The organism is Martelella mediterranea (assembly GCF_021021415.1).
Lineage (GTDB): Bacteria > Pseudomonadota > Alphaproteobacteria > Rhizobiales > Rhizobiaceae > Martelella > Martelella mediterranea_C.
In genome coordinates, this window is the sequence record NZ_JAINWJ010000009.1 from 165,801 (window position 1) to 183,315 (window position 17,515).

Below are 17,515 nucleotides of genomic sequence, written 5' to 3' on the forward strand. Positions count from 1 at the left end.
GCCATATAGCGGGCAAACCGGAATCCGAGAGAAATGACCGTCCGTACCCTGACATTCGGCTGCAGGCTGAACACCTATGAGAGCGAAGTCATGCTCAAGGCTGCGACCGAGGCCGGGCTTGAGGATGCGATCCTGGTGAATACCTGCGCGGTGACCGGCGAGGCCGTGCGCCAGGCGCGGCAGGCGATCCGCCGGGCGCGGCGGGAAAACCCGTCCGCCCGCATCGTCGTCACCGGCTGCGCCGCGCAGACCGAGAAGGAAACCTTCGCCGGCATGCCGGAGGTTGATGCGGTGCTCGGCAATGCCGAAAAGCTCGAGGCGCGCCACTATCGCGACCTGCCCGATTTCGGCGTTTCGGCGGAAGAGAAGCTGATCGTCAACGACATCATGAGCGTGACGGATACCGCGCCGCAGATGGTCGAAAGCATTGACGGCCATGTGCGCGCCTTCCTCCAGGTGCAGAACGGCTGCGACCACCGCTGCACCTTCTGCATCATCCCCTATGGCCGCGGCAATTCACGCTCCGTGCCGATGGGCGCGGTGATCGACCAGGCCCGCACGCTTGCCGAACAGGGCTATCGCGAAGTGGTGCTGACCGGGGTCGACGCCACCTCCTATGGCGCGGACCTGCCCGGCGGGCCGACGCTGGGCCTGCTGGCGAAGACGCTCTTGAAACAGGTGCCGGAGATTACCCGCCTCAGGCTTTCGTCGATCGACAGTATCGAGGTGAACCGGCATTTGCTCGATCTTCTGGCCGACGAGCCGCGCTTCATGCCGCATCTGCATCTCTCGCTCCAGCACGGCGACGACCTGATTCTGAAGCGGATGAAGCGGCGGCATCTGTCGGCGGACGCGCTGGCCTTTATCGCAAAGGCGCGGGAACTGCGCCCGGGCATCGCCTTCGGCGCGGATTTCATCGCCGGCTTTCCGACCGAAACCGAGGCGCATTTCGAAAACCTCGTGCGCTTTGCCGAGGAAGCCGATATCGCCCAGCTTCACGTCTTCCCCTACAGCCCCCGCCCCGGCACGCCGGCCGCCCGCATGCCGCAGCTCGACCGGGCGCTGGTGAAGGAGAGGGCGCGGCTTCTGCGCGAAACCGGCGCGCGGCTGAAGGCGCGGCACCTCGCCGACATGATCGGCAAAAGGGAAACCGTGCTCACCGAACGCGGCGAGAACGGCCATACCGAAAATTTCGCGCCGGTCGCGACCCCCGGCCTTGAACCCGGAAGGTTCGTGACCGCCCGCATCACCGGCCATAACGGCAGGCGGCTGACGGCAGATTTCAATCCCGGCTGATAGGGTTTTGACCGCCACGCGTTGACAAGCCTCCGCCGCAGCACGGATATAGGGGGAAATCGGGCGCGCCGGCTTGAAACAAACAGGAAAATATTCCCATGGCCCTTGGCTTCATGAAAAACGTCTTCACCTTCGGCAGGAAACAGACCGCCGAGGAGAGCAAGCAGGAAGACGCAATCGCGCCGAGCGAAGCGGAAGCGGTTGCCGCCGGCGAAGACGCCGAGGCCGCTCCTGCCGAAGAAACGCCCGCTGCGACGGAAACGCTCGCCGAGGCGAAGAGCGCCGATCCCTGGGACGATGACAGCATTGTCGGCGGCGTGGTCGGCCCGGGCAGCAAGCCGCAGGAAGAGGCGGAGGACGAAGCCGAGACTTTGCCCGCCGCCGAGACGCATGAGGCCGAGCCGGAACCGCCACCCGTTCCGACCGAGGACCCGGAGGAGACCGCCCCGGCTGAAGCAGCCTCCGCCGAGACTGTCGACGCGCCAAAGGCCGACAGCCCTGTCGAGCCGGAAAAGCCTGCGGAAGCGCCCGAACAGCCCGCGATCCGCAATCAGGGCTTCGAGATCGTCACCGGCAGAAAGACCGAGGCCGCGGCCCCACAGCCGGCAAAGCGGCAGAGTTGGTTCCAGCGCCTGCGCGCCGGCCTGTTCCGCACCTCGCAGCAGCTTTCCGGCCAGATCGCGGCCCTTTTCACCAAGCGCAAGCTCGACGAGGACGCGCTGGAGGAGCTGGAGGACCTCTTGATCCAGGCCGATCTCGGCGTCGAGACCGCGATGCGGATCACCGATACGCTGTCATCCGAACGCTACGGCAAGGATGTCAGCGGCAATGACGTCGTGCGCATCATGGCCGGCGAGATCACCAAGGTGCTGACCCCGGTCGCAAAACCGCTGCAGCTCGACCTGTCCCACAAGCCGCATGTGATCCTCGTGGTCGGCGTCAACGGCACCGGCAAGACCACCACGATCGGCAAGCTCGCCGCCAAGCTGACGCGCGCAGGCCTGAAGGTGACGCTCGGCGCGGGCGACACGTTCCGCGCGGCCGCGATCGAGCAACTCAAGATCTGGTCGGAGCGCACCGGCGCGGAATTCGTCGGCACAAAGCTTGGGGCGGATGCGGCGGGCCTTGCCTATGACGCCTTCAAGCGCGGCCAGGAAAACGGCTCCGATGTCGTGATCATCGACACTGCCGGAAGGCTGCAGAACAAGGCCGAGCTGATGGACGAGCTTGCCAAGATCGTGCGCGTGCTCGGCAAGCTCGATCCCGACGCCCCGCACACCGTGCTGCAGACGCTCGACGCCACCACCGGCCAGAACGCCATGAACCAGGTGGAAATCTTCCGCAATATCGCCGGCGTTTCCGGCCTCGTCATGACCAAGCTCGACGGCACCGCCCGCGGCGGTATTCTGGTGGCGATCGCCGCCAAGCACAAACTGCCGGTCTATTTCATCGGCGTCGGCGAAGGCATCGACGATCTGGAGCCCTTCGAGGCCGCCGAATTCGCCGAGGCGATTGCCGGCCGGCAGGTGGAAGAGCAGGATTGATCGCAGTAGTCTGAGCGCAAGCCGAAGAGCCCCCATCGATCTCCCCCCTTGAGGGGGGAGATGTCGCGCAAGCGACAGAGAGGGGTATAGGCATAAGCCGCAAACGCCGTGCTCTCGGAGAGGGTTCACCCCTCTCTGCCCCTGTCGGGGCATCTCTCCCTCAAGGGGAGAGATTGTCTGTCGCGATACGGGGTGGCCCTCACCATAGCGACGACCGCCCAAAATGCCGCTTTTGCGCCTCACATACCCAAATTCGCCGCTTTTGGGGTTGATGAGACGCGGCCGACAGGCCACTTAGCAGATCACGATCAAAAAACCGGCGGGACGATGACCGACACCACGAAAAAACTGACCACGGAGCAGAAGGAAGAACCGTTCCTCAAGCTTGCCTTCGAGCTCGGCCCGCTGATGGTGTTCTTCTTCGCCAATTTCCGCGGTGAGTGGCTGATGAACACCTTTCCGGCGCTTTCCGTGTTCGGCACGCCGCTTCTGGTGGCGACCGCGCTGTTCATGATCGCGACCGTGATATCGCTGATCGGATCGCGCATCGTGCTCGGCAATATCCCGCTGATGCCCCTGGTTTCGGGCGCGGTGGTGATGGTGTTCGGGGCTCTGTCGATCTGGCTGCAGGACGAAACCTTCATCAAGATGAAGCCGACCATCGTCAACGGCCTGTTCGCCGCCGTCCTGCTCGGCGGCCTCGTCTTCGGCCGCTCGCTGCTCGGCTACGTGTTCCACTCCGCCTTCCGGCTCGATGACGAGGGCTGGCGCAAGCTCACCTTCCGCTGGGGCGTGTTCTTTGTGTTTCTGGCCGTGCTGAACGAAGTGGTCTGGCGCAATTTCTCCGCGGATTTCTGGGTCAATTTCAAGGTCTGGGGCACGATGCCGATCACCATCGCCTTCACGCTTTTCCAGATGCCGCTGATCAACCGGCATACGGTGAACCCGGCGGAGGAGGAAGCCGAGGAGAGCTGACGCCTCTCGTCTCTTCCGCGTCAGTTCATCAACTTCGACGCCGGGCCGATGCTGCGGTTGATAACCGGCAGGATTTCCTTTTCATAGGACGTCTGGTCGATCGGGCCGATCTTCTTGAAGATGATGGTGCCGTCTGCGCCGACCACGAAGGTCTCGGGGATGCCGTAGACGCCCCAGTCGATCGCCTCCGCGCCGTTCTCGTCGACGCCGATCGCGGCATAGGGATTGCCGAGCTCGTTCAGGAACTTCAGCGCGTTTGCCGGCTTGTCCTTGTAGTTGATGCCGACGAGGTTGATCGCCGGATCCTTCGACAGTTCCATGAGATAAGGGTGCTCGGCGCGACAGGGGATGCACCACGAGGCGAAGACGTTCACCAGCGTGAACTTGCCTTCAATCGCGGCATCGTCAAGCGCCGGGCGGTTGCTGCCCTCAAGCGCGGGCAGATTGATCGCAGGCGCCGGCTTGCCGATGAGGACGGAGGGAATTTCGGACGGATCGTGACCCGAGACGAACTGCCAGCCGAACACGCCGAACAGACCGACAACCACGACCAGCGGAATGGCCGCGACCAGATAGCGGCGCGTTTTGCCCTTCTCGCTTTCGCTCATGAGCGGCCCCGGACGCTGCGGCGGGCGGCGCCCGCCTTTTCCAGAGCGTCAAGCTCGCGCCGCCTGGCGCGGCCGTCGACGAGCAGCCAGAGCACCAGCGCGGCGAATACCAGCGCGGTCGCGCCATAGGCGGCGTAGATGAAGAAGGCGTGGCTCAATGGGTCATCCTCGGCGCTTCCGCCCGGCTGGCCGCGACCCGGCGCATGGCGGAAACGCGGCGGCGCAGGATCTCGTTGCGCATGGCGGCAAGATGCATGGTGAAAAAGGCGAAAGTATAGGCGAGCGCCATTACGGCAAGCGGCCACAGGAACACCGGATCGATGGTCGGCCCGTCAAGCCGGATCACGCTTGCAGGCTGATGCAGCGTGTTCCACCAGTCGACGGAAAACTTGATGATCGGGATATTGACGACGCCGATGAGGATCAGGATCGCGGCAAGGCGGGCGGCGCGCTGGGGCTCGTCCACAGCGCGGTGCAGCGCGATGATGCCGAGATACATCAAAAACAGGATGAACACCGAGGTCAGCCGCGCATCCCAAACCCACCACGCGCCCCACATCGGCTTGCCCCAGAGCGAGCCGGTCAAAAGCGCCAGAAAGGTGAAGGCGGCGCCGATCGGCGCGGCAGCCTTGTGGGCGACATCGGCGAGCGGATGACGCCAGACCAGCGTGCCGAGCGCGGCAATCGCCATCACCACATAGCACATCATCGAAAGCCAGGCGGCGGGCACATGGATATACATGATCCGCACCGTGTCGCCCTGCTGATAATCGGCCTCGGAGGTGAAGGACAAATAAAGCCCGACGGCGAAAAGCGCGACGGTGACGGCGATCATGGCCGGCAGCACGCGCCGGACGAGGCCCAGAAACCGCGTCGGGTTCGCAAGCCCCGAAAACATTCCGCCCTTTGCCATCGTCTGGTTCATCGCCGTCACCGCTTGCTGTCGATCATGGTTTCGCTCAATCATCCGCCTGACGCAAGGCCACAGCCGCGGCAACCGGGCCGACCACCGCAAAAAACAATGTGATCGCGGTGAGCAGCAGGAAGGGCGTCAGGAACGGATCGATATCGGAGGTCACCGCATAGCTCGCCCCGACGCCGAAGATCAGCACCGGGATCGAGAGCGGCAGGATCAGGATCGGCACCAGCAGCCCGCCGCGCGGCAGCGAGACCGCGATGGCCGCCCCCGCCGCGCCGATAAAGGTGATCGCCGGGGAGCCGACGAGAAGCGTGACGAAAGCCGCGCCGAGCCCGGCCGGGCCGATATTCATCAACAGCCCCATGGCCGGCGACAAGATGACGAGCGGCAGGACATAGCCGGTCCAATGCGCCAAACATTTGACCAGCACGATCAGCACCAGCGGCTCGTCGCGCATTTTCAGAATGTCGAGCGAGCCGTCGTCGCGCTCAGCACGGAACATGCGGTCGAGCCCGATCAGCGTCGACAGCAGCACCGCGATCCACACCATGGCCGGCCCGATCCGCGCCAGCAGCGCCAGATCGGGACCGACGCCGAAGGGCACGACCGCGACCACCGACAGAAAAAACAACAGGCCCACCAGCGCGCCGCCGCCGGCGCGGACAGACAGAAGCACATCGCGGCGATAAAGCGCCCACATCGCTTAAGCCTCCGCATCCATGAAGGGATCCGCGGCAAGCCGCACCGGGCCGGCAAAGCGCATTTCCTTCGTGTGCGCGAGATCGAGCGGTTCATGGGTCGCCGCGATCACGATCCCGCCCGCGGCAAGATGCGCATTCATGAGGCCGGAAAACAGCGTTTTCGCCGCGCTGTCGAGCGCCGCAGTCGGCTCGTCGAGCAGCCATACGGGGCGATGGCTGCATAACAGACGAGAAAACGCGATCCGCCGCTTCTGGCCCGCCGAGAGAAAACCGAAAGGCAGGTCGAGCACATCGGCGAGACCAACCGCATCGGCGGCATCATCGACCGCCATGCCCACGCCGTCGCCGAAATCGCCCGTCAGCGCCTTCCAGAAGTCGAGGTTTTCACGCGCCGTCATCTCCGGCTTCATGGCGTTCAGATGGGCGAGATAATGGGCGGCGAAGGCAAGCGGCAGGGGTTCGGCACCGTCGCCGGCAAAAAACGAGGCCTTGCCTTCCGCCCCGCCGACCAGCCCCAGCATTGCCCTGAGCGCGGTCGACTTTCCCGCCCCGTTCGGGCCCGTGAACACCAGGCTCTCGCCGGCGACAAGCGACAGCGAAAGCCCGCTGAAAATCAGCAGGTCGCCCCGGCTCACGGTCAGATCATCGGCCCTGACGGCAATTGTCATGATGTCTCTATCCCTGGAGCCGTCTCTGCCGTGCGAACGACAAATTTAAAAAAATTTCAAATTTCAACACAGTTGATCTGGCACCTTTCTTAGAAATTATCTATAAGATGCGCAACCACGCCAGCGGCCGGCGTGAATCACATCCTTGCGCCGAACCTGGGGCATTTGTCCCACGTGCGGACAGCGGAAATGGTCGTACCCGCATCCTTATGTCGTATGTACATGGGCGTTCGCACGGCTGGTCTAGGCCAATCAGAATGAGCGGGGTTTTATCCGTGGCTAAATCACTGGACAGTTTTGAATGTCGTTCCACACTCGATGTGGACGGTAAAGAGTATGTTTACTTCAGCCTGCCGAAGGCCGAGGCGAACGGGCTCGAAGGCGTATCGAAGCTTCCGTTCTCCATGAAGGTTCTTCTGGAAAACCTGCTTCGCAACGAAGATGGCCGCTCGGTCACCAAAGACGACATTCTTGCTGTCGCCAAGTGGCTTAACGACAAGGGCACCGCCGGCGCCGAGATCGCCTACCGCCCGGCCCGCGTGCTGATGCAGGACTTCACCGGCGTCCCCGCCGTCGTTGATCTGGCCGCCATGCGCGACGGCATCGTCAATCTCGGCGGCGATCCGGAAAAGATCAATCCGCTGGTGCCCGTCGACCTCGTCATCGACCACTCGGTCATCGTCGACGAATTCGGCACGCCGCAGGCCTTTGCCCACAATGTCGAATATGAATACAAGCGCAACGGCGAACGCTACCGCTTCCTGAAATGGGGCCAACAGGCGTTCAAGAACTTCCGCGTTGTGCCCCCCGGCACCGGCATCTGTCACCAGGTCAACCTCGAATATCTCGGCCAGACCGTCTGGACCAAGGAAGAGGACGGCGCGGAAGTCGCCTACCCCGACACCTGTGTGGGCACTGACAGCCACACCACCATGATCAACGGCCTCGGCGTTCTCGGCTGGGGCGTCGGCGGCATCGAGGCGGAAGCCGCGATGCTTGGCCAGCCGGTTTCCATGCTGCTGCCGGAAGTCATCGGCTTCAAGCTCACCGGACAGCTCAAGGAAGGCGTCACCGCGACCGACCTCGTGCTGACCGTGGTTCAGATGCTGCGCAAGAAGGGCGTCGTCTCCAAGTTCGTCGAGTTCTACGGCGCCGGCCTTGATTCGATGACGCTCGCCGACCGCGCCACGATCGGCAATATGGGCCCGGAATACGGCGCGACCTGCGGCTTCTTCCCGGTTGACTTCGAAACCCTGCGTTACCTCGACATGTCGGGCCGCACCAAGGAGCGCATCGCGCTGGTCGATGCCTATACCAAGGCACAGGGCATGTACCGCGAATCGGGCGGCGAGGATCCGGTCTTCACCGACACGCTCGAACTGGACCTCGGCGACGTCGTGCCGTCCATGGCCGGTCCGAAGCGCCCGGAAGGTCGGATCGCGCTCGAAAACATCGCCTCCGGCTTTTCCGAAGCCATGGTCGACATGTACAAGAAGGACAAGGGCGAGATCGACAAGCGCTATGCCGTCGAAGGCACCGATTACGATCTCGGCCATGGCGACGTCGCGATTGCCGCGATCACGTCCTGCACCAACACCTCCAACCCCTCGGTGCTGATCGCCGCCGGGCTGCTTGCCCGCAACGCCGTCGCCAAGGGCCTGAAGACCAAGCCTTGGGTCAAGACTTCGCTCGCGCCCGGATCGCAGGTCGTGGCCGAATACCTGGAAAAGGCCGGTCTGCAGGATGACCTCGACGCGCTCGGCTTCAACCTCGTCGGTTTCGGCTGCACCACCTGCATCGGCAATTCCGGTCCGCTGCCGGCCCCGGTCTCCAAGACCATCAACGACAAGGGCCTGATTGCCGCCGGCGTGCTGTCGGGCAACCGCAACTTCGAAGGCCGCATCTCGCCGGACGTTCAGGCCAACTACCTGGCCTCCCCGCCGCTGGTTGTCGCCCATGCGCTGGCCGGCACGGTGAGGAAGGACCTGACCACCGAGCCGCTCGGCGAGGACAAGGACGGCAACCCGGTCTACCTCAAGGACATCTGGCCGTCCTCGAAGGAAGTGCAGGAGACGATCGAGAAATACGTCACCCGCGAACTCTACGAGACCAAATATGCCGACGTCTTCAAGGGCGATGACAACTGGCAGGCGGTTCAGATCCCCGACGGCCAGACCTATGCCTGGGACGACAACTCGACCTATGTCCAGAACCCGCCTTACTTCGTCGGCATGGGCAAGACGCCGACGGCCGTTTCCGACATCAAGGATGCCCGCATTCTCGGCCTCTTCGGCGACAAGATCACCACCGACCACATCTCTCCGGCCGGTTCGATCAAGGCGCAGTCGCCTGCCGGCGAATATCTGATGGGCCACGATGTGGCGGTTGCCGACTTCAACCAGTACGGCACGCGGCGCGGCAATCATGAAGTGATGATGCGCGGCACCTTCGCCAATATCCGGATCCGCAACCACATGCTCGGCCCGAACGGCAAGGAGGGTGGCTACACCATCCACTATCCGTCCAAGGAAGAGATGTCGATCTTCGACGCGGCGATGGAATACAAGAAGGAAGGCGTTCCGCTCGTCATCTTCGCCGGTGGCGAATATGGCAACGGCTCCTCGCGTGACTGGGCGGCCAAGGGCACCAACCTTCTCGGCGTGCGCGCCGTGATTGCCGAGAGCTACGAGCGTATCCACCGCTCCAACCTCGTCGGCATGGGCGTCATCCCGTTCACCTTCGAAGACGGCGCAAGCTGGGAAAGCCTTGGGCTGAAGGGAGACGAGACCGTTTCGATCGAAGGTCTTGCCGACATCAAGCCGCGCGAGAAGAAGATCGCCAAGGTCACCTTCTCCGACGGCACGGTCAAGGACGTCCCGATCCTCTGCCGGATCGATACGCTCGATGAACTCACCTACGTCAACAATGGCGGCATCCTGCAAACGGTGCTGCGCGACCTGGCGGCGTAAAGCTGCTGGTTTGACGGTTGAGAATCATGAGCCGGGCGGTGCGAACCGCCCGGCTTTTTTGTGGTCAGGCGGTTTCTGCGTACCTGACCGCCCCGGCATTGATAAAACAGGCCTTGTCGAACAGGCCGAGATCGAGTTCGTTCGGCAACCGCAGGTCGGAAAGGGTCGGAAAGGCCCGATTTGCCCCCTCGAAACGACGGTCGATCTGGGCGACGAAAACGAGAATATGGCCATGGCGGCGGGCATGGGCGCGCAATACCCGGACCTGCTGGTCAAGCGGCGGGTTTTCGCGGCGCTGGTCCAGAAGTTGTAGATAATCGATCACCGCGAACGTGCCGGTCGGCGAAGCGGCAAGGCAGGTTGTCACATAGTCCGCCGAAATCCTGTCGCTGCCGTCGAACATGAGCCGGCCTTCATCCGGCGTCCGGTTCAGGGCGCGGAAATGACGCAGCATGCCGACTGCCGTCTCCTCCAGCGAGAAGAAAAAGGCGCGGTGGCCGGCGCGCGCGGCATTCAGCGCGAGTTCGAGCGCAAGCAGCGTCTTGCCCTGGCCGGGACGTGCCGCCGACAGCAGCAGGTCGCCCGGCGCGAGCTTCTCATAGATGCCGCTGACGGAACGGGCCGAGGGAACGGAGGCGGCAAGCGCGCTCCAGCTTTCAAAGCCTTCCTGGATAGCCAGGCGGTCCAGCGCACGATTGAGCGGAATGTCTTCCGCGCGCGCCAGCTTCCTGGCGCTATGTTTCAACCGGTAAACGGGTCGGGAGAGTTTCATGGTGCAAACCTTCCATCCCGGACGACGGTGCAATCCCTCCTTATGCGATGGTCCGGACAGACGGTTTCATCGTGAAGCTCGGCACGTCAGGTGCTTTCCCGAATGGAGGGGGGCGGCGCGAGCAGCGCGCGATACGCATGATAGCGGCAAATCCGATTCGGCAAAAGCGTGGATCAAACGGAACGCTTCCCCGCAAAAGGCGGAACGTTGTCCGACTACCGACGTTCACCCGATAACACCTGAAAAGCGCACCACCCGCGGAGCACCACGTGAGCGACAGCACCGAGCAAGACCCGCAATCGCTGAGCGGCATCACGAAAGAAGCTTTGGACCATGCCGATGGCGCGCGGGTTTCGGTGGACGACATGCTGTCGACCTTCGGATCGGCCTCCTTCGTGCCGCTGCTGATCCTGCCGTCCTTGCTGGTGATGTCGCCGCTCGGCGGCGTACCGGGGCTCTCCTCCCTGTTCGGCATCATGATCGTGCTGATCGCGGCCCAAGGGCTGATCGGCCGGAACAGCATCTGGCTGCCCGGTTTCATCCGCCATCGCTCGATCGAACGTGACAAGGCAGCCAAGGCGATGAAGAAGATCTTGCCCCTCACGCGCTTCATCGACCGCCATTCGCACAGGCGCCTCTCTTTCCTGTTCCGCAGCCCGCTGGATCGCATTCTGCCGCTTGCCTGCGTACTCGCTGGCGCGCTGATGCCGGTTTTAGAACTGGTGCCGTTCGCCTCCGCCTTTCTGGGCCTCGCGGTCACGCTGATCGCCTATTCGATGCTCAGCCGCGACGGGCTGTTCGCGGTGCTGGCGATCATTCCGGTTGCTGGGGGCTTGTGGGTCGGCAAGACCGTGATCCTGTAACCTCACACGCGTTTTTCACCCCATCGTGACTTTCCTGGCGATCCCGGCCGACTTCTTCCGGGTTCTGGGTGAAGGCAACGACCTCGAGTTCGACGCTCAAACGTGGGGCATCAGGCTCCTAAAGGTCGAGCGAACGTAAACCAGCGCATCGCCATCCTCCGAAAGGTCGATTTACTTGATCTCCCCGATGAATATCCGGTGACTGCCGACATCATGCTCGGCCGTGACCACGCAGGAAAAGCGCGGCCCGCGCGCCTTCAAGGCGCGGCATGCCCAGGACGCAGGTCTGCCAGCGGCCCGGCTCGAATTTCTCTGCCCCGTGCAGGCCGGTCGCCCCTGCGAAGCGAAGCGCCAACGCATGATCCCGATCGTTCAGCAATTGTACGCAGAACCGACCGTTGCGCGATATTTCAACGCCGGTTTCGGTTTTGCGGTTGATGCAGACAAGCAGGCTTGGCGGATCATCCGTAACCGAGCAGACCGCCGTCGCCGTCATTCCACGGCGCCCGTCGCCCTCGCCCGTCGTCACGACGGTTACCGCACCGGGAAACATCGCCATGGCCTGGCGAAAATTCTCAGGACTGGTTTGCATGAAAACCTTCCTTTTGTGGTTCGAACACGTGCTGAAGCACCCCGTTCAGCCATTGCAGGCCGGGGTCAGCGCTGAACATCTCATGGGTCCAGAACTTGATTTCATAATCCGGCATGGCGAATGGCAATTCGCACAGTTTCAAATCGTCATGGTGATGCATCAGGGAGAAAACCGATCGCGGAAAAATCGCGGCATAGTCGGTGCGTCGGACGATCTCCGGCAGAATGGTGAAATGCTCAAGACGCGCCGCAATGTGATACTGGATGCCCAAATCCTCGATCCTCGTCCGCGCCATGCGATACCCCGTTGCCTCCCGGCTGACATCGATGAACGAGAGTTCGGAGAAACTGTCCCTGGTCCAGTCCTTTTCCAGAACCGGATGGCCGTTTCGCACAAGACAGATCAACTGGTCTTTCAAAAGAAACGTTCCGCGGCAGGCCGTGTCTTCCAAAAGCGGACAATAACCGATCGCCGCATCAACCTTGCCGACGCGCAACGCCGTTTCCAGCGCATCGGTCGCCACCCGGGCCGTCTGAATATTGACCCCCGGCGCCACGGCCTGCAGTGCGTTCAGAAGACGCGGCAAGGTCACGAATTCACCGGTATCCGTCATGGCGAGCCGGAATTGCCGTGTTGAGGTCGCCGGATCGAATGTCAGCGTTGAATCCAGAGAATCCCGCAGGATGCGCATTGATTGCTGAAACGGCGCGTAAAGCGCCGTCGCTGCCGGCGTCGGATGCATTTCATGGCCCGCGCGCAGGAACAGCCTGTCATCAAATGTATCCCGCAACCGCCGCAAGGCATGGCTGACGGCCGGCTGCGTGAGCCCGAGACGCTGGGCGGCGACTGTCAGATTCTCCGCTTCATAGACGGCGATGAAGACCTTGATCAGATTGAGATCGAACAGCAATAGGCGCCTGTCATCCATGGGCAGCGCTCCTTCTATACCGGCGAAGCCTCAGGGGTAGCCACGCGGCGCATCGAGCCCGACCAGAACCCGGCCCGCGCTTTCAAACGTCAGGTCGGCCACGGCGGCATGTTGCGTGACCACCATGGCATCCCGCAGATAGCGTTGCATCGGGTTATCCTTGCTGATGACGCCCATGCCCGCGATCCGGTAGCAATGCTGCACGATTTCGGCGCCGGTGCGGGCGGCATTGCTGGCGCTCAGCCGGAGCATCGTATTCTCCTCGACCGAGACGGGGTTGCCCTTCAGCAGGCTGTCCCAGGCAGCCTCGGCAGCTTCATAGAAAAATGCCTTGGCGCTGCGCAATTTCGCTTCGCATTCGCCGATCCCGGTCAGAAAATAGCCCCGGTCGCACAGCCTTGAATGGCCGACCATGATCTTGGCGGCTCCGGCGACCGATATGGCCTGATTGATCGCGGCGCGCGCGAGACCGAGGTTGCAGGCGGCATGAACCTCTGCCTGATAGGCCATGGCCGGATAGCGATAGAGAAGGTCGTCAAAAATACCCGGCGCGCCGCGTTCGCATATCCAGGCGTCGGAATAGAACTTGTCCTTCACGCGGGTATTATGGCTGCCGGTGCCCTGCATGCCCGAGACATCCCAGGTTTCGATAATCTCGACCTCGGCCGCCGGCGCCACAGCCATCATCACCAGTGGCGGCGCATCGGCGCTTTCGCCCTCGCGACGGCCGGCAATGCCAACGCCGATCCAGTCGGCCGCCATGCAGCCCGAAGCAAACTTCCATTGGCCTGAAACGCGCCAGCCGCCTTCCACCCGCACCGCCTCCTGTACCGGATGCAATCCGCCGGCAAAAACCTGGTCGGGACCGTCCCTGTACATGACTTCCTGAGCTTCGACCGAAAGGGCCGCAGTGTAGGTGTTGGCGGAGCCGAAGGCCGCAACCCAGGCGGCTGAACCATCAACGGTGGCGATGGCATCGATCATCTTCAGAAAATGATGCGGCGCGAGCGCATCGCCGCCGAACCGGGTCGGCGTCGCGGAACGAAATATCCTTGCCTTTTTCATGAGCGCTATGACATCGCGGGGAATGTGGCGCAGTTCCTCGAACTCACGCTGTCGCTCGGCCAGCACGCCCAGAAGCGTTTCAAATTCGGGTGTTTGCGTCAATGTAGCACCATCAATACTGGTCGTAACAATGTCGCCCTCGCGCAAGGCATGGCTGTCGGCAGTCATGGTTGGCTCCTGTCTATTGCTGCTGACAGGAAGCCTCAGCTTTCTGTATAAGGCAAATTAATAATTTTAAGTTTATAAATGCGCGAAATTCATTATTGAAATATCGATGTCCTGTCGTAACAGTTTTTCGATTACTAAAACTTTGTTAAGTAGTTGATATTAAATATATTATTTTCTCATGTGAAACAATCAGGACGAACCGTGCGCTGCCGGACGGCTCGCTGCGAGTCAAGGCAATTGCAACCCGATTCGCTTTAGGTTTCAAATTTTTTTGGGAGTTTCCTAAACGAAATACTGTGGCGCCCGCCGCCTCATCGAACGGCGGGCCCTTGGTGTTACTGGCGCACGGCCTTGACGTCATCCGCGCTCACGGCCGGGGCCGAGTTGCCCCAGGCGCTGCGGAGGAAGGTCGCAAGCGTGGCGATATCGGCGTCCGACAGCCGGTCGCCGAAGGGCGGCATTTCCAGCCGTTCCGGTCGCTCGGCCGTCGAAGGCAGCGTCGCGCCGTGGAGGATGACCTCGGTCAGACCCTTGGTCGTCGGCGCCGTCACCAGCGAGTTGCCTTTCAGCGCCGGGAACACGCCGGGCGCGCCGCGGCCGTCCGGCATGTGACAGGCATTGCAGTTGTTGAGATAGAGCAACTCGCCGTCCGAAAGGTTTTCGGCCGATTTCAGCTTCGCCGTCGTCGGATCGTCGGCGGCATCGAGCCGGTCCGTCGTCCGCTCGTCGGGCACGGGCTGCGGGTCGGGCGTGACGTCCGAGATCGCCCGGAGATAGGCGACCATCGCATCGGCATCCTCGTCCTTCATGTATTGAAGGGATTCACCGACCACGAGCTGCATCTCGCCGACCACCGCGGAATGGGCGTTGCGGCCGGTCGTCAGATAGTCCTTCAGGTCCGCGTCGGTCCAGGTCTGCAGGGCGGATTCCGCCGTGCGCAGATCGGGCGCCGTCCAGCCGTCGATTTCGCCGCCTGTCAGGAAGGCCGGATTGTCGGCATTGGTGCCGTCCTGCGCCATGATCATGTTGCGCGGGCTGTGGCAGGCCGCGCAATGGCCGAGCGCCTGCACCAGATAGGCCCCGCGGGCAAGCTGATCGCTTTCGCTCGCCACGTCATCCGGTCGGAAGCCGGGTTTGCCGAGCGCCGCCCAGTTCCAGAGTCGAATGCCCCAGCGCTGGTTGAACGGGAAGTCGAGCTCGGTCTTTTTCACCGGATTATCGACCGCCGCGACATCGTTGTGGATGTAGCTCCATATCGCCCGGATATCCTCCTCCTTCATATGCCGGTAGTTTTCGTAGGGCATGGCGGGATAGAGGTGATCGCCGGCCGGCGCGATGCCGTCAACGAGGGCGGCGTGGAACTGATCATAGGTCCAGCCGCCGATGCCGGTTTGCTCATCGGGGGTGATGTTGCTTGACCAGATCGTGCCCATCGGGCTTTCGATCGGCCGGCCGCCGGCGAAGGGCTCGCCGCCCTCGGCGGTGTGACAGGCCTGACAGTCGGCCATCTGGGTGACGTACCGGGCCTCGCCGGGGGCCGGCTCCCAGTCGGCCGCCAGCTTGTCATCCGGCTTGGTGAGGAATGGCGGCACGAAGATGATCGCCGCAAGCGCCACGACGCCGATGACGATCAGTGCGAGGATGATGCGAAAAAAGGTTTTCATGATCCGCTCCTCACATTAATGGCCGGGGGTTGGGCAAGTAATCCTTGCGCAACGCCTCCAGCGCCCAGTAGGCGAGGCCGCCGACCGCACCGGTAGGGTTATACTGAATGTTCTGCGGGAAGGCGGAAGCGCCCATGACCCAGACGTTGTGACAGTCCCAGCTCTGGAGATAACGGTTGATCGCCGAGGTCTTCGGGTCGGTGCCCATGATCGCGCCGCCGACATTGTGGGTCGACTGATAGGGACGCACGTCATATTGCGCGCCATCGCCCTTGTAGCCCGAGGCCATGGCATCGGGGTTCATGCTCTTGGCGATTTCCTCGATCCTGGCCTTCATGAACTGGGTCATCCTGATGTCGTTGTCCTTCCAGTCGAAGGTCATGCGCATCAGCGGACGGCCGTGGCGGTCCTTGTAGGTCGGATCGAGATCGAGACAGGTATCGCGATAGGCCATGTTGGAGCCGTGCGAGCCGATCGACAGGTTGTGGCCGTACCACTCTCCGACGGCTTCCTTCCAGCCGGCGCCCCAGGCCGGCGTGCCCGGCGGCAGAGACATCTGCTGGATCGGGCGTCCGCCCGTGTGGCCGCAGGTGATGTAGCTGCCGCCGATGAAGCCTTCGCTGGCAAAATCGATCTGCGACATCGAAAAATCGTCGATCGACATGCCACCCGCGCCGGTCCCCACGAACGGGTTGAAAACCTTGTCCCTGAACCAGAGGCTGGTGCCGCCGGTCATCTGGTAGGAATAGTTCCGCCCGACGACGCCTTCGCCGGTATCGGGATTGTAGGGTTCGCCGATTTCCGACAACAGCAGAAGATGGACATTGTGCAACGAATAGGCGCAGACCAGCACGAGATCGGCCGGCTGGAACACTTCCTCGCCGGTCTTCTCGTCGAAATAGGTCACGCCCGTGGCGGTCTTGCCGTCGGCGGCCTTTTCGATCTTCAGCACCTCCGAGCGGGTCCTGTAGCTGAAATTCGGCTTACGTTTCAGCGCATCGATTATGCAGACCTGCGGCGACGACTTGGAGTAATTGTTGCAGCCGAAGCGCTCGCAGTAGCCGCAGTAATTGCAGGGCCCAAGCTGCATGCCGTAGTCGTTCACGTATTCGATCGAGGCATTGGCCGCAGGACGCGGGAACGGATGGTAGCCCATATTGCGGGCGGCATCCGCGAACAGCTCCGAATCCCAGGTATTCTTCAAGGGCGGCATCGGATATTCGGCCGAGCGCGGCGCTTCGAACGGGTTGCCGCCCTCCTGGATCTCGCCATTGATATTGCCCGCCTTGCCGGCAATGCCCGCCACACTCTCGAACTTGGTCATGTGCGGCTCCAGTTCCTCCGCCGTCACGCCCCAGTCCTGAAGCTGCATGCCTTCCGGAATGATGTCCGCGCCGAAGGTCTCCTCGACATAGGAGCGCAGTCGATATTCGATCGCCTGGGGACGCCAGTTCTGGCCATTCCAGTGGACGCCGGCCCCGCCGACGCCATCGCCCGGCAGGAACGAGCCGAGGTGGCGATAGGGAAGCGCCGTCTCTTGCGTATTGTGGCGCACGGTCAGCGTGGAGTTGACCGGCTTTTGCATCAGGTCGTAGCGGACGGCGTATTTCAGTTCGTCGAAAATATTGGGATACTGAAAATCCGGCACCGTGCTGCGGTCGTCGCCGCGCTCGAGCGCGAGGATTTCGAGCCCCTCATTGGCGAGTTCCATGCCCATGATCGCCCCGGTCCAGCCGAGGCCGATGATGACGACGTCTTTCTTGGGATCTGTTCTCGTTGCCAT

Annotated in this window: 16 protein-coding genes; 5 read left to right on the forward strand and 11 right to left on the reverse strand. The window is 62.5% G+C overall.

The features are described 5' to 3' along the window. Positions 1 to 33 precede the first annotated feature (33 nt). From mtaB to K7H91_RS07550, 3 genes are all read left to right on the forward strand, one after another. Entirely contained in the window at positions 34 to 1,296 is a 1,263-nt protein-coding gene (gene mtaB / locus K7H91_RS07540) for a tRNA (N(6)-L-threonylcarbamoyladenosine(37)-C(2))-methylthiotransferase MtaB (protein ID WP_230719584.1), read from the forward strand. Between the two features lie 98 nt (positions 1,297 to 1,394). Further along, positions 1,395 to 2,840 carry a signal recognition particle-docking protein FtsY gene (gene ftsY / locus K7H91_RS07545; RefSeq protein WP_230719586.1) on the forward strand — a complete coding sequence of 482 codons (1,446 nt, stop codon included), beginning with the start codon at positions 1,395 to 1,397 and terminating at the stop codon, positions 2,838 to 2,840. Positions 2,841 to 3,167: 327 nt separating this feature from the next. Continuing rightward, positions 3,168 to 3,815: a septation protein A gene (locus K7H91_RS07550; RefSeq protein WP_230719587.1), complete on the forward strand. Its 648-nt coding sequence runs from the start codon at positions 3,168 to 3,170 to the stop codon at positions 3,813 to 3,815. 20 nt (positions 3,816 to 3,835) lie between these two features. Here the strand turns inward: K7H91_RS07550 and K7H91_RS07555 are convergent, their stop codons facing one another. The 5 genes from K7H91_RS07555 to ccmA are packed head-to-tail and all read right to left on the reverse strand — an operon-like array spanning position 3,836 to position 6,711. Then, a complete protein-coding gene (locus K7H91_RS07555) occupies positions 3,836 to 4,423 on the reverse strand; it encodes a DsbE family thiol:disulfide interchange protein (protein WP_230719588.1) in 588 nt (195 codons plus the stop codon). Continuing rightward, on the reverse strand, positions 4,420 to 4,581 hold the full coding sequence (gene ccmD, locus K7H91_RS07560) for a heme exporter protein CcmD (protein ID WP_018064417.1): 162 nt from the start codon (positions 4,579 to 4,581) through the stop codon (positions 4,420 to 4,422). The genes K7H91_RS07555 and ccmD overlap by 4 nt, the downstream gene beginning before the upstream one ends. After that, complete coding sequence (locus K7H91_RS07565; protein WP_230719589.1) at positions 4,578 to 5,348, reverse strand: heme ABC transporter permease; 771 nt, start codon at positions 5,346 to 5,348, stop codon at positions 4,578 to 4,580. The genes ccmD and K7H91_RS07565 overlap by 4 nt, the downstream gene beginning before the upstream one ends. A 34-nt stretch (positions 5,349 to 5,382) precedes the next feature. Beyond that, complete coding sequence (ccmB, locus tag K7H91_RS07570; RefSeq protein ID WP_230719591.1) at positions 5,383 to 6,042, reverse strand: heme exporter protein CcmB; 660 nt, start codon at positions 6,040 to 6,042, stop codon at positions 5,383 to 5,385. A 3-nt stretch (positions 6,043 to 6,045) separates the two neighbouring features. After that, positions 6,046 to 6,711: a heme ABC exporter ATP-binding protein CcmA gene (gene ccmA, locus K7H91_RS07575; RefSeq protein ID WP_269066063.1), complete on the reverse strand. Its 666-nt coding sequence runs from the start codon at positions 6,709 to 6,711 to the stop codon at positions 6,046 to 6,048. Between the two features lie 275 nt (positions 6,712 to 6,986). Here ccmA and acnA point away from each other — a divergent pair, with 275 nt between their 5' ends. Beyond that, a complete protein-coding gene (acnA, locus tag K7H91_RS07580; protein WP_230719592.1) occupies positions 6,987 to 9,680 on the forward strand; it encodes an aconitate hydratase AcnA in 2,694 nt (897 codons plus the stop codon). A 64-nt stretch (positions 9,681 to 9,744) separates the two neighbouring features. Here the strand turns inward: acnA and K7H91_RS07585 are convergent, their stop codons facing one another. Then, positions 9,745 to 10,452: a DNA helicase gene (locus tag K7H91_RS07585; RefSeq protein ID WP_230719593.1), complete on the reverse strand. Its 708-nt coding sequence runs from the start codon at positions 10,450 to 10,452 to the stop codon at positions 9,745 to 9,747. A gap of 269 nt (positions 10,453 to 10,721) precedes the next feature. On the opposite strand from K7H91_RS07585, the gene K7H91_RS07590 reads away from it, so the two are divergent. Further along, positions 10,722 to 11,315 carry an exopolysaccharide biosynthesis protein gene (locus K7H91_RS07590; RefSeq protein WP_230719594.1) on the forward strand — a complete coding sequence of 198 codons (594 nt, stop codon included), beginning with the start codon at positions 10,722 to 10,724 and terminating at the stop codon, positions 11,313 to 11,315. Positions 11,316 to 11,526: 211 nt separating this feature from the next. Here the strand turns inward: K7H91_RS07590 and K7H91_RS07595 are convergent, their stop codons facing one another. From K7H91_RS07595 to K7H91_RS07615, 5 genes are all read right to left on the reverse strand, one after another. Further along, positions 11,527 to 11,907 (reverse strand): flavin reductase, encoded by a 381-nt coding sequence (locus K7H91_RS07595; protein WP_230719596.1) that lies wholly within the window; start codon positions 11,905 to 11,907, stop codon positions 11,527 to 11,529. Further along, positions 11,891 to 12,835, reverse strand: coding sequence for a LysR family transcriptional regulator (locus tag K7H91_RS07600; protein ID WP_230719597.1), 945 nt, complete (start codon positions 12,833 to 12,835; stop codon positions 11,891 to 11,893). Before K7H91_RS07600 ends, K7H91_RS07595 begins: the two co-directional genes overlap by 17 nt. Before the next feature lie 30 nt (positions 12,836 to 12,865). Then, positions 12,866 to 14,068, reverse strand: coding sequence for an acyl-CoA dehydrogenase family protein (locus K7H91_RS07605; RefSeq protein WP_230719598.1), 1,203 nt, complete (start codon positions 14,066 to 14,068; stop codon positions 12,866 to 12,868). 335 nt (positions 14,069 to 14,403) lie between these two features. Then, positions 14,404 to 15,732, reverse strand: coding sequence for a c-type cytochrome (locus K7H91_RS07610; protein WP_230719599.1), 1,329 nt, complete (start codon positions 15,730 to 15,732; stop codon positions 14,404 to 14,406). Between the two features lie 10 nt (positions 15,733 to 15,742). Further along, positions 15,743 to 17,515, reverse strand: coding sequence for a GMC family oxidoreductase (locus tag K7H91_RS07615; protein WP_230719600.1), 1,773 nt, complete (start codon positions 17,513 to 17,515; stop codon positions 15,743 to 15,745).